The organism is Streptomyces sp. NBC_00250, from assembly GCF_036192275.1.
Taxonomy (GTDB): Bacteria; Actinomycetota; Actinomycetes; order Streptomycetales; family Streptomycetaceae; genus Streptomyces.
Window position 1 is genome coordinate 394,504 of sequence record NZ_CP108088.1, and the last position, 12,644, is coordinate 407,147.

9 protein-coding genes, 1 pseudogene and 1 riboswitch are annotated in these 12,644 nt (G+C 73.4%); of the genes and pseudogenes, 4 read left to right on the plus strand and 6 right to left on the minus strand.

From position 1 onward, the window contains the following. Positions 1-224: 224 nt before the first annotated feature. The gene (locus tag OG259_RS01800; protein WP_443051897.1) at positions 225-3,227 is read left to right on the plus strand and encodes a DEAD/DEAH box helicase; all 3,003 of its coding nucleotides are present in this window, start codon (positions 225-227) and stop codon (positions 3,225-3,227) included. Then, positions 3,224-4,663 carry an SWIM zinc finger family protein gene (locus OG259_RS01805; protein WP_328940546.1) on the plus strand — a complete coding sequence of 480 codons (1,440 nt, stop codon included), beginning with the start codon at positions 3,224-3,226 and terminating at the stop codon, positions 4,661-4,663. Before OG259_RS01800 ends, OG259_RS01805 begins: the two co-directional genes overlap by 4 nt. On the opposite strand, the gene OG259_RS01810 is transcribed toward OG259_RS01805, so the two are convergent. Both OG259_RS01810 and OG259_RS01815 read right to left on the minus strand, forming a co-directional pair. Then, complete coding sequence (locus OG259_RS01810) at positions 4,644-5,756, minus strand: hypothetical protein (RefSeq protein ID WP_328940547.1); 1,113 nt, start codon at positions 5,754-5,756, stop codon at positions 4,644-4,646. The genes OG259_RS01805 and OG259_RS01810 overlap by 20 nt on opposite strands. 135 nt (positions 5,757-5,891) lie before the next feature. After that, positions 5,892-6,746: a bifunctional 5,10-methylenetetrahydrofolate dehydrogenase/5,10-methenyltetrahydrofolate cyclohydrolase gene (locus OG259_RS01815; RefSeq protein WP_328940548.1), complete on the minus strand. Its 855-nt coding sequence runs from the start codon at positions 6,744-6,746 to the stop codon at positions 5,892-5,894. Positions 6,747-6,774: 28 nt separating this feature from the next. Continuing rightward, a riboswitch (ZMP/ZTP riboswitch) is annotated at positions 6,775-6,883 on the minus strand. Between the two features lie 392 nt (positions 6,884-7,275). Here OG259_RS01815 and OG259_RS01820 point away from each other — a divergent pair. Together OG259_RS01820 and exaC are read left to right on the plus strand one after the other, a co-directional pair. Then, a pseudogene (locus tag OG259_RS01820) lies at positions 7,276-8,460 on the plus strand (GAF domain-containing protein); the annotation flags it as partial. A 44-nt stretch (positions 8,461-8,504) separates the two neighbouring features. Further along, positions 8,505-10,028, plus strand: a complete 1,524-nt coding sequence (gene exaC / locus OG259_RS01825; RefSeq protein ID WP_328940549.1) for an acetaldehyde dehydrogenase ExaC — start codon at positions 8,505-8,507, stop codon at positions 10,026-10,028. Between the two features lie 540 nt (positions 10,029-10,568). On the opposite strand, the gene OG259_RS01830 is transcribed toward exaC, so the two are convergent. The 4 genes from OG259_RS01830 to OG259_RS01845 all read right to left on the minus strand — a co-directional run bounded on the left by OG259_RS01830 (position 10,569) and on the right by OG259_RS01845 (position 12,464). Further along, positions 10,569-11,123 (minus strand): dihydrofolate reductase family protein, encoded by a 555-nt coding sequence (locus tag OG259_RS01830; protein WP_328940550.1) that lies wholly within the window; start codon positions 11,121-11,123, stop codon positions 10,569-10,571. Between the two features lie 44 nt (positions 11,124-11,167). Beyond that, a complete protein-coding gene (locus OG259_RS01835) occupies positions 11,168-11,887 on the minus strand; it encodes a helix-turn-helix domain-containing protein (protein ID WP_443052110.1) in 720 nt (239 codons plus the stop codon). Positions 11,888-11,903: 16 nt separating this feature from the next. Then, a complete protein-coding gene (locus OG259_RS41685; protein ID WP_376486640.1) occupies positions 11,904-12,218 on the minus strand; it encodes a hypothetical protein in 315 nt (104 codons plus the stop codon). A 120-nt stretch (positions 12,219-12,338) separates the two neighbouring features. Continuing rightward, complete coding sequence (locus OG259_RS01845; RefSeq protein ID WP_328940552.1) at positions 12,339-12,464, minus strand: hypothetical protein; 126 nt, start codon at positions 12,462-12,464, stop codon at positions 12,339-12,341. Positions 12,465-12,644: the final 180 nt, after the last annotated feature.

Below are 12,644 nucleotides of genomic sequence, written 5' to 3' on the forward strand. Positions count from 1 at the left end.
ATGACGGTCGTCGACGGTCGTCGGGTGCCTACCGAGAACGTACGGATCGGTGATCTCCAGGGGCCATGGCGTCACCACCCGAGCCCGGCGGGGGGTGCGCCGGGGGCCGGGGGTAGGGCGATCCCCACCCCGCTCCGGCTGTGGTGGGGATCACGCGAGGTACGTACGACGTCGAGGCGGTGCCGTGAGGTACCCTCGGCCGCTCGGACTTCAGGTAGTCAAATTTGAGGAATGCGTTGTCGCTGTCGTACGGACCCGATGATCCCGCCCGCGAGCCCGCCCAGGAACCCTCCCGCGAACTCACCCGCCACTCCGCCGTCTTCCTCCCCGCCGATCCGCCCCGCGCCGGACGGATCGCCTTCTGGTCATCGGACGGCGACGACACGCTGCCGGACCTGGAAGCCACAACGACCGACCTCGGCAGCGGACTCGGTCTCACGGTCGTGGACGGGGAGAGCCTCCGGCCGGTGACCGTCCCCGCGTACTCCCTCTCCGTACGGGACGCCCTGCCGCTCCTCGCCCGCGCCCGTTTCTCCGAAACCGCGGCCCCCGCGAGCGCCTTCTGGGGTGCCGCCACTCTCCTCGCCCTCGACCTCGTCGCACGCGGCCTGCTCCTGCCCGGCCTCACCCCCGGCGACGTCGACGCGTGGCGGGCCGGTCCGCTCGGGCCCGGCGAGCTTGCCGAACTGCGCACGCTCGCCGCGTCGATGCCGCCCGAGGCGCACGCCGTACCGCTCTCACCGGAGGAGCCGCTGCTCCTCCCCCAGCCCGAGGGCCTGCTGCGCGCCTTCGCCGATGCCGTCGCGGACAGCCTGCCCCGTACCCCGGCGGCTCCGCTCGCGGCCGGCGGGCCCGCTTTCGCCGCCGACGAGCCGCAGCCGGTTCCCGAGCAGCGGGCGTGGGCCGCCGATGTGGCGGCGGTGCACGACGCGGGTGTCCGGCTCTCGCTCCGGCTCGAACTGCCGGGATTCAGCGCCGAGTCGGAGAAGGCGCCGGACTTCCGGGCCGTGCTGCAGCTGCACGCCGTCGCCGATCCGACCCTGGTCGCGGACGCGGCGGAGGTGTGGGCGGGCTCCGGTCGGCCGGCGGCCGCGTTCGGCCCCCGGGCCCGGATGGACGCACTCCTCGCGCTCCGGCGCGCCGCGCGTGCCTGGCCCCCGCTGACCCCGCTCCTGACGGCGGCGGTACCCGACACCGTCGAACTCGTCGACGAGGAGGTCGCGGAGCTGCTCGGCGCGGCGGGCCGCGACCTCGCCGCGACGGGCGTCCAGGTCCACTGGCCGCGCGAACTCGCCGACCGGCTGACGGCGAGTGCGGTGATCGGCCCGGTGGGCGGGGAGAAGCCCGCAGCGCAGGACTTCGTCGGCGACAAGGGCTCCGCCGAGGGGCTCGCCTCCCGCGAGAAGGGGTTCGGCTCCGACGAGGAGACCGAGGACGCTCGTTCCTCCTCCGTGCTCCCCTCCTTCCTCTCCGCCGACGCCCTGCTCGGCTTCAACTGGCGCTTCGCCGTGGGCGATCAGGAGCTGACCCGCGCCGAACTCGACCGGCTCGCGGAGGCCGGGCGGCCCCTGGTGCGCCTACGGGACCGCTGGGTTCTCGTCGACCCCGCCGAAGTACGCAGTGCCCGGGCGCAGCAGGACCGCACGGTGACCCCGGTGGACGCCCTCTCGGCCGTCCTCACCGGAACCACCGAGATCGACGGCCGGCCCGTGGAGGTGGCAGCGACCGGATGGCTGGAGCGGCTGCGGGAGCGGCTCACCGAACCCGAGGGCGGCCGCCCGGAGGTCTCCCAGCCCCCGGCACTCACCGCGACCCTGCGGGACTACCAGCTGCGCGGGCTCGACTGGCTGCACCGGATGACCTCTCTCGGCCTCGGCGGCTGTCTCGCGGACGACATGGGGCTCGGCAAGACCATCACCGTCATCGCGCTGCATCTGCACCGGCAGTCCGACCCGGCGTCCGCGGGACCCACCCTCGTCGTCTGTCCGACCTCCCTCATGGGCAACTGGCAGCGGGAGATCGAGAAGTTCGCGCCGGACACGCCGGTGCGCCGCTTCCACGGCGCCACCCGTGATCTGGAGGACCTCGCCGACGGCGGTTTCGTGCTCACCACGTACGGCACCATGCGGCTCGACGCGGCGCGGCTCGCCGCCCGGAGCTGGGGACTCGTGGTCGCGGACGAGGCTCAGCACGTCAAGAACCCGTACTCGGCGACGGCCAGGCAGCTGCGGACCATCGGGGCACGCGCCCGCGTGGCGCTGTCCGGCACACCGGTGGAGAACAACCTCTCCGAGCTGTGGGCGATCCTCGACTGGACCACGCCGGGTCTGCTGGGCAGCCTGGGCGCGTTCCGGACGCGGTTCGCCGCCGCCGTCGAGGGCGGCCGGGATCCGGCCGCCGCCGCGCGACTCGCCGCGCTGGTCCGCCCGTTCCTGCTGCGCCGCCGCAAGTCGGACCCCGGCATCGCACCCGAGCTGCCGCCGAAGACGGAGACCGACCGGGCCGTCTCCCTGACGCCGGAACAGGCCGGTCTCTACGAGGCGGTCGTACGGGAGACCCTGGCGGCGATCTCCGAGGCCGAGGGCATGGCGCGGCGCGGCCTGGTCGTGAAGCTGCTGACCGGTCTCAAGCAGATCTGCAACCACCCGGCGCAGTACCTCAAGGAGGACCGTCCGAGGATCGAGGGCCGTTCGGGCAAGTTGGAGCTGCTCGACGAGCTGCTGGACACGATCCTCGCCGAGGGGGCGTGCACGCTGGTCTTCACCCAGTACGTGGGGATGGCCAGGCTCCTGGAGGCGCACCTCGCAGCGCGGGGCGTACGCACTCAGTTCCTGCACGGCGGGACACCGGTCGCCGAGCGCGAGGCGATGGTCGCGCGTTTCCAGGCAGGCGAGGTTCCGGTCTTCCTCCTCTCCTTGAAGGCCGCCGGTACGGGGCTCAACCTCACACGGGCGGAACACGTCGTGCACTACGACCGCTGGTGGAACCCGGCCGTGGAGGCGCAGGCCACCGACCGGGCGTACCGGATCGGGCAGGACCGCCCCGTGCAGGTCCACCGGCTGATCGCCGAGGGCACGATCGAGGACCGGATCGCCACCATGCTCGACCGCAAGCGCGAGCTGGCGGACACCGTCCTCGGGACGGGCGGGGACACCCCGTCGGAGCTGACCGAACTGACCGATGCCGAGCTGGCGGAGCTCGTACGACTGCGGGGGGACGGACGATGAGCGGGTACGGACACGAGGGCGAGGAGCGGACGTTCGCGGCGCTGCCGCCCTCGCAGGGTGCGGCCTTCGCCAGGACCTGGTGGGGCCTGGCGTGGCTGAAGGCCCTGGAGGACACCGCGCTCGACGGCCAGCAGCTCAAGGCGGGACGGCGGCACGCGCGCGCGGGGGCGGTGGGCGCCGTGTCGGTACGGCCCGGGCGCATCACCGCGGTCGTCAAGGACCGCGACGGCACGGCATACCGCAGCGACGTCTTGGTGCGGGAGTTCTCCGAGGAGGAGTGGGAGCGGCTCCTGGACCTCGCCGTGGACAGCGCGGGGCACATCGCCGCGCTCCTCGACCGCGAGATGCCGCCGCACCTGGTCGAGGACGCGGCGGCGGCCGGGCTCGATCTGCTGCCGGGAATCGGCGACCTCGACCCGGAGTGCGGCTGCGAGGCCTGGGACCACTGCCCGCACACGGCGGCGCTCTGCTACCAGGTGGCTCGGTTGCTCGACGAGGATCCCTTCGTCCTGCTGCTCATGCGGGGGCGCGGCGAGCGGACCCTGCTGGACCAGCTGCAGGCGCGCAGTACGTCTCGGGCCGCGCGCGGCGGGCGGGGAGCGGACGACACGCCGGACACGGACGACGCCGAGGGCACCGGAGGGATGCCCGGCGTGTCGGCCGAGGAGGCCTACGCGGCCGGGTTCCTCCTGCCGCCGCTGCCCGCGCCTCCGGTCGCTCCGGCCTCGCCGGGCAGGTCACCGTCCTTGGACACGGAAACGGATCCGGAGCCCGGGGTCGACCCGGCGGCGCTGGAATTCCTCGCGTCGGACGCGGCGGGCCGCGCGTACCGGATGCTGGTCGAGGCGCTCGACTCCGGAGCGCCGGGCAGCGGCGCGCCGGTCGGCGTCGGTTCGCGCACCGGCATCGCGAGCAGTGGGGGTACGGGCGGTGGGCCGCCGCGTGCCGGGGGGACGAGCGGTGGGAGCGGCGTAGCCACGGCGCCGGTGCCGGCGCCTCCGCTGACGGTCGCTCAGGACGCGGTGCGGTTGGCCGCGGACTCCCCCGCACCGTGGATCGCGGCGCGTCTGGTCTCCGGCTCGGGCCGGACGCGGGCGGAGATGGACCTGGCCACGCGCGCGTGGCGCTTCGGGGGCGCTGCCGCCCTCGCCGTACTGGAGGAGGAGTGGACGCCGGACACCGAGGCACTCGCCTGGGCGGCGGCCAGGCTCGCGGAGGCCTGGGAGGACGACGACCGGCCGGTGCTACGACGGGCGGGCGGCGCGCGGTGGACGGTGGTGGGCGCGGAGGCCCAGCTGCGGCTCGGCGAGGACGGGCGCTGGTGGCCTTACCTCAAGTCCGGTGCGCGGTGGTCCCCCGCCGGTCCGCCGGACCGCGATCCGGCGACGGCCCTCGCGACGGCCTTCGCCGCCGGTCCTAATGGAGCGGGTGGCTGAGCGTGCCGCCGCCGGCGGAGGGCGCGACGAGGCTGCAGGCGACGGTGTCCGAACCGAGGAGGTAGCTCGTCCGGTACGGGTACTGGACGAAGGTGGTCCAGCGCGTGCCGAGCGGTTGCCGTGCGGCCTTGCGGCGCAGCGGTTCGCGGCACAGCAGGGTGGCCGACTCGCGGATCGCCGCGTCCGTCGCGTGGAGACCGGTGAGACGGAGCCGGGCGACGAGTTCGGCGTTGTGCGGCGTGTCGCAGGAGCGCCGGACGGCGGTGCCCGGCGCGTCGCGGTCGATGTCGAAGCAGTCACCGGCGTGCAGCTCCTCGAAGGAGACGGGCCGGGGGGAGCCACCGCCGCCGCCCGCCGCGGAGCCGGTGGGCCGGGGCCGGGTGGTGGTGCTCTCGGCGCCGGACGGCGACGCGGACGTGCCCTCCCCGGGGGAAGCCGACCGGCGGGGGGACTCGCTACGTCTCCGCGTACCGCCCGAGGTCACGTCGGCGGTCGGCGTGTCGGCGGTGCGGGTGCCGACTGCCCCGGTGTCACCCGTGCGCGTGTCGGCCGAGGCGCCACCCGGCGGGGTGGTCTCGGGCCGGCCGTCGCCGGTGACCACGGGCGACGGCACGCCGACCGCGTCACCGCCCGGACCTCCGGCCGTGGAGAGGCTCTGCTCGGTTCCGCCCCGAGCGGCCAGGAAAGCGGTCGCCACGAGCGCGGCCACGAGCAGCGGGACGAGCGGCACGCCGAACCGATGGGCACGGCGGGCGGCCGGTCCTGGGCGGGGCGCGCCGAGCCGGACGAGGCGGGGCGACCAACCGGACTCGGAACCGGACCGCGGAGGTGCGGCGGGCCGGATCCCGGAGCTCGTACCGGAGGCACTGTGCGGACCGGAAGCACCGCGCGGACCGGGCGCGTCGAGCGGGCCGGGCGCGTCGAGCGGGCCGGAGGCGCTGAGCGAGTCCTCCGCGTCGTGCGGGTCGGGCACGCCGAGCCGGTCCGAGGGGGCGGGCAGGTCGGAGCCGGCGAACGGGTCGGACTGGCCGGGCGGGTCGGGTTCGCCCGGCCCGCGGTCCGGCGGCGGGGCGGCTGGCGACGGGTGTGGCACAAGGTCAAGATTCGCCGCTCGACGGCTCCGCTGCCACCCCTTTGGGAACGCCGAGCGGGGCCTGTACGGAAACGTGACCATCGCCGACCGCGCTCCCGCCCCCCGCTCCTTCCGTCGCCCCGTCACGAACCGCCCCTACAGGCCGAGCTGACGCTCCGCGCCCTCGACCGTCTGGGCGAGGAGCACGGCGATGGTCATGGGGCCGACACCGCCGGGGACCGGGGTGATGAGGGAGGCGCGCTCGGCGGCCGAGGCGAAGTCGACGTCGCCGACGTTGCCCGGGTTGTAGCCGGCGTCGACGACGACGGCGCCGGGCTTGATGTCCGCGCCCTTGATGAAGTTCGGCTTGCCGACGGCAGCCACGAGGACATCGGCCTCGCGGACCACGGAGGAGAGGTCCTCGGTGCGGGAGTGGCAGTAGGTGACGGTGGCGTCGCGGCCGAGGAGGAGCAGCCCGGCCGGCTTGCCGAGGATGGCGCTGCGGCCGACGACGACCGCGCGCTTGCCCCGGAGTTCGACGTCGTAGGCGTCGAGGAGGCGCATGATGCCGCCGGGCGTGCAGGAGACGAAGCCGGGCAGGCCGAATCCCATGGCCGCGAAGGAGGCCATGGTGACGCCGTCGACGTCCTTCTCCGGGGCGATGGCCTCGAAGGCGGCGCGTTCGTCGATGTGCGGGCCGACGGGGTGCTGGAGGAGGATGCCGTGGACCTCGGGGTCCTCGGAGAGCGCGGTGATCGCGGCGACGAGTTCCTCGGTCGTCGTGGAGGCGGGGAGCTCGACGTGCTTGGAGCGGATTCCGGCCTTCGCGCAGCGGTTCTGCTTCATCTTCACGTACGTCACGGAGGCCGGGTCCGCGCCGACCAGGACGGTCGCGAGGCACGGGGTGACGCCGGTGCGGCGGGTGATCTCGGCGGCCCGGGCGGCGGTCTCCTCGACCGTACGGCGGGCGAGGGCCGTGCCGTCCATGAGGGCGGCGGTGCTGGTGGACATGGCAACTCCTGGGCGTCGTCTCTGACCGGTGATTCGCCCAGGCGCACGGCATCGGTACGGTCGCGCCGGTGGAGCACGCTCCCGCCGGGCCGCTCCCCGGTGGTGATCCACCTCAAGCGCCAGTCACGGCCCGAGCCCTACTGTACGTGAGCGGTCGGGGGCCGGTCCCGGACAGGGTGCGCATGACCGGGTGCCCGGCCGCTTGTCGACGGCGTCCCCGCGCATCACGATGAGCCCGACGGGCCGGGACGACCTCGACGAGGAGGCCGAGTTGAGCGATACGTGGGTGGCCGGGCGGGCGGAGACGGCGGATTCACGCCGAGGGGATCCTGGCCCCGGGGAGGCGCTCGCCGGCCTCGGGGAGGCACCATCCGCCCCCGGAGAGACGTCCTCCAGGCCCTGTGGGGCATCCACCGGGCCCGGTCAGGCATCCTCCGACCCCGGTCATGCAACCACCGGGCCTGGTGATGCGTTCTCCGGTCCCGATGGGGCGTCCGACGACTCGCCCCGGTCCCTCACCTCCGGGCAGGTCCGGCCGCTGGTCGCCGCGTCGTGGCGGCGCTCCGCACGCGCGCGCGTGAGCCCGGACGGCGCGGCCCGGGTGGAGCTGGACGAGGACGAGCTCGCCGCGTACCGGGAGGGCCATCCGCTGGCGGCGGCGATGCCGGTGATCCGGGAGCTGATGGGGGCGTACGCGACGGACGGGGAGCATCTGCTCGCGGTCTGCGACGCCGCCGGGCGGATGCTGTGGGTCGAGGGTCACCCGGCGACACTGCGCAAGGCGCGGGGGATGAACTTCGTGGCCGGGGCGCGCTGGTCGGAGGCGGCGGCGGGGACGAACGCGCCCGGGACCGCCCTCGCCGTCGACCGCCCGGTGCAGGTGGTCGCAGCCGAACACTTCCGGCACCCGGTGCGGGCGTGGACGTGCGCCGCCGCGCCCGTGCACGATCCGCGCAGCGGGCGGGTGCTCGGCGCGGTCGACATCACGGGCGGGCGGCGGCTCGCGCACCCGCACAGTCTCGGCTTCGTCCAGGCGGTGGCGCGGGCGGCCGAGTCACAGCTGGCGCTTCTCGGGCCGGTCCCGGAGGCGGGCAGGCTCAGCCTCGCGGCGCTGGGACGCGACGAGGCGCTGCTCTCGACCGGCGGCCGGCGGATCCGGCTGAGCCGCCGCCACAGCGAGATCCTGGTGCTGCTCGCGCACCGCCCGGAGGGAGTGGGCGGCGAGGAGCTCCTCATGCTGCTCTACGAGGACGAGTCGGTCACTCCGGTGACGTTGCGGGCGGAGTTGTCCCGGCTGCGGGCGCTGCTGGGTCCGGATCTGGTGCGGTCGCGTCCGTACCGCCTTGCGGGTGTGGTGGACGCGGACTTCGCGGCGGTGGACCGGCGGCTCGCCTCGGGGGGCGTGGCGGCGGCGGCCGGGGAGTACGCGGGTCCGCTGTTGCCCTCCTCGTCCGCCCCCGGGGTCGTACGGCTGCGGGAGCGGCTCGCGGACCGGCTGCGGGCGGCGCTCGTGGACAGGGGCGATCCGGGGCTGCTCGCCGACTGGGCGTACAGCGCCTGGGGCGAGGACGATCGGGTCGTCTGGCACGCGTTGTGCGCGGCGGTTCCGGCGTCCCGACTCCCGCCCGTACGGGCACGCCTGGACGCGTTGGAGGCGGAACTGTCCGCCGGCGCAACGGTCTTGCAACGTCCGGGTCCGCACACTCGCCGGTGAGTGCCGGTCAGGGACGGCCGGCGCGTCCCAGGGAGGCCATGCCCATGACCCGTTACGCCGCACCCGGTGCCGAGGGCGCGATCATGTCGTACGAGGCCCGCTACGACCACTGGATCGGAGGCGAGTACGTCGCTCCGGCGCTCGGTCGCTACTTCGAGAACCCGAGCCCGGTCGACGGACGTCCCTTCACGGAGGTCGCGCGCGGCACGGCCGAGGACGTGGAACGCGCCCTCGACGCGGCGCACGCGGCGGCCCCCGCGTGGGGGCGGACGGCTCCGGCGGAGCGCGCGGCCGTCCTGCTGAGGATCGCGGACCGGATGGAGGGCAATCTGGAGGCGCTCGCGGTCGCGGAGAGCTGGGACAACGGCAAACCCGTCCGGGAGACGCTGGCCGCCGACATCCCGCTCGCGATCGACCACTTCCGCTACTTCGCGGGGGCGCTGCGGGCCCAGGAGGGTGCGCTGAGCGAGATCGACGACGACACCGTCGCGTACCACTTCCACGAGCCGCTGGGCGTCGTCGCGCAGATCATCCCGTGGAACTTCCCGATCCTGATGGCGGTCTGGAAGCTGGCACCGGCGCTCGCCGCGGGCAACGCGGTGATCCTCAAGCCGGCCGAACAGACGCCGGCCTCGGTGCACTTCTGGCTGAGCCTGGTCGCGGACCTGCTGCCGCCGGGTGTCCTGAACGTCGTCAACGGATTCGGCGAGGAGGCCGGCAAACCGCTCGCGTCCTCGCCGCGCGTCGCCAAGATCGCCTTCACCGGCGAGACGTCGACCGGTCGGCTGATCATGGGATACGCCTCCGAGAACCTGAAGCCCGTGACGCTGGAGCTGGGCGGCAAGTCGCCGAACATCTTCTTCGACGACGTGTGGGCGGCGGACGACGACTTCCGCGACAAGGCGCTCGAAGGCTTCACGATGTTCGCCCTCAACCAGGGCGAGGTCTGCACCTGCCCCTCGCGCGCGCTCGTCCAGCGCGGCCACTACGGCGAGTTCCTGGAGGCGGCGGTAGCCCGTACGGAGAAGATCCTCCCGGGCCACCCCCTGGACACGGACACGATGATCGGCGCCCAGGCCTCGGCCGAGCAGCTCCGCAAGATCGCCTCGTACCTGGAGATCGGGCAGAAGGAGGGCGCGAGGATCCTGACGGGTGGTCATATCGTCGAGCACGGCGGCGAACTGGCGGGCGGGTACTACGTCCAGCCGACCGTGTTCGAAGGCGACAACCGCATGAGGATCTTCCAGGAGGAGATCTTCGGCCCGGTGGTGGCGGTGACCTCCTTCACCGACTTCGACGACGCGATCAGCACGGCCAACGACACCCTGTACGGCCTCGGCGCCGGCGTCTGGACCCGCGACACGAACACCGCCTACCGCGCGGGCCGCGCCATCCAGGCGGGCCGCGTCTGGACCAACTGCTACCACGCGTACCCGGCCCACGCGGCCTTCGGCGGCTACAAGCAGTCGGGCATCGGCCGCGAGACCCACCGCATGATGCTGGACCACTACCAGCAGACGAAGAACATATTGCAGAGTTACAGTCCCAAGAAGCTTGGGTTCTTCTAGGAATACAGAGAGACGCCTGGCCCGGGTTCCGGCCGGGCAGGCGCCTCCCGCTGGTGGTGCGGCGGAGCCGGCCCCACCGGCGAGACCGTCAGGATCGACCTACCGGAGGCGGGATGGACCGGTTCTCTGCGCCGGCTCGCGTATGACGGCGGTCGTTCCCGCTCACCGCCGCGGAGCAGTCCCGGATTCCCACCGGGTGCACAAGCCGCTCGACCCGCGCGAATCCGTCCGACCCGTTCAGTGAGGGGTGCTCGCCCCAGACCGTGATGCCCTGGACCGTGGCCTCCGGACGCCCGGGCCCGAACGCCGGAGCGCCTCGCGCAGCCGGTCGCCGGCCGTCGCGCGGCACTGGGCCACCGCCGAGACGTGAGCGGAGTAGCGGCCCCGAGTTCCCCGCGGGGCGTCCCCCCAGGCCAGAACGGCCCACAACGCCGCCCGGCGCAGCCGGGCCTCGGCGGTGGGGCGGAGCAGTCCGATTTCCTCAGGCCAAGCACTCAAGATCAGCGGCCTGCACACCGCAGAGGCCCCACGGAGGACCTCTCAGCGCTCCGGTCGGTAGGTCGCGATGATCACTCCGCTGCTCGTGGGCCGGGCACTCACCAGCTCCAACTTCTTCAGGGCGGCATCATCGGCGAACAGCTTCTTGCGCCCCTCACCGGCCACCACCGGGTGGATCAGCAGGACCAGTTCATCCAGGAGGTCCAGCTCCAGCAACGAGCGCACCAGCGTCGGGCTTCCCGCGATGGTGATGTTCTTCCCTTCGCCCGCCTTGAGCTCCTCGATCGCGGTCGCCAGCTCGCCACGGACGAGTGTGCTGTTCGCCCAGCCGTCGACGCTGTCCAGCGTGGAAGAGACCACGTACTTGGGCGAGCCGTTGATCCACTTGGCGAAGGCCGCGTCCTCCCCGCTGGTCACCGTCGGCCAGTACCCGGCCCACTCGGTGAACGTCACACGGCCCAGCAGGATCGCGTCGGCCGTCTCCAGCGTCTCCGCCAGCGCGGCGCCCATCTCCTCGTCGAAGGCGAACTGCCACTCGTTCGGCGACTGGGCGACACCGTCGAGCGAGACGAACAGACCGGAAACGACCTTGCGCATGATTCCTCCATGATACGTACGGGTTTGTCGCTGCGTCAGGAAGGCTATGCGGGCGCCGAGGGCGAGGGCTTGTACAGAAGCGACAGCGGCTCGGCCGTGTCCGGGGCGCTCAGCCGAGTGGCGGTGCGGCCGATGTATCGGGTCAGGGACCGTGCCAGGTGCGGCTGGTCGAAGTACCCCAGCCGGTGTACGACGTCCTGTGCCGGAACGCCCTCCTGGATCAGTACCGCCGCCTGGCGGGCACGGTGGATCTGCCCTATGGCGCCCTGGGTGAGGCCCGTCGCGGCGGCGAAACGCCGCTGGAGGGTGCGTTCGGAGACGTCGGGAACCGCCCCGTCGAGGACGGCGGGCACGATCGGGTCGCGGTCCACGATGCCCTCGCGTACCAGGCGCCGTACGAATGCCTCCGCATTGTCGTAATCGGGCACGTGCCACGCCGAGCCCCTCAGCCACACGGACCGCCGCGTGACGTCGGGAATCTCCACACCGCTGCCGACCAGCCGACTGATCGGTACGTGCGGCATCGAAGTACCGACGGCGAAGCTGATGCCGAAGAACGTGGCGTCCTTCGGGACGGGCGCCACGCTGGCCTTGGGCTCCGGGCCGAGTACCGCAGCCTGCACCCGGCCGTCGTGCTCCCAGAAGACGAGCTCCCAGTGCGCGTTCGCGATCGACGTCATCCGCCCCACGTCATCGCTTCGGCTGCGCCAGACCCGCTCGATGTGCGGCAGCTCCGAAGGGCGGCTCTCGATCTCCAGCCCCAACCGGATCAACCCCCGCTCACCGCTGCTGCGTGAGCCGCCAGTCTGCCACGCCGTCCGGACGTGGCAGAGACGGTCCCCGGCCGGCGGTGACCGCGTCCAGCAGCTGGGCGTCGATCCCCGCGCCCCGGGCGCGGCTCGCCACGGCAAGCTCGTCGACCTCGCGGGCGCCGCACAACCAGTCGGCTGTGCGGCGCTTGCCGAGCACCTCCCCCACCGCCGCCAGCGCCGATTCGTACTCCCTTCGGCGTGGCGACTCGTCCGCCGTGCCGATGGCGCTCTGCCAAGCCGCCAGAGCCAGTTGAGTGCTATCGGTACGGCCCAGGAACGTCACGTATGCCGCCCGCCGCACCGCCCTCTGGTTCGTCAGCGCCTGTTCCGTGAGCGTCCGACGGGACAGGTCGAGCTGCGCTGTGGCCTGGAGCCGACCCGCGTCCCAGGCGGCCGCCTGTTGTCAGCCGGCCTCCCAGGCGGCAGCGGCCTGCCGCTTCGCGGCAGCGAAGGCGAACACCCCGTCAGCCGCTCCGCCGCCGATCGCGGCCCCCGCGGCGACGAGCTCCGTCAGCACAGCGTCGTTCACGTCGGACGCCCAGCTTCACGCCCCGCTCCCACACCCTGCATCAACCTGCTCACCCGCAAGGCCGACGGTCGCGTAGGTCCCTCATTCTGCCCAGCCTGACCCGGCGGGAACCCGCGCCACCGCCCGAATCGGGTACGACTCGAGCCCACACCTCCACTCCCATGACCCGTACTGGTCACA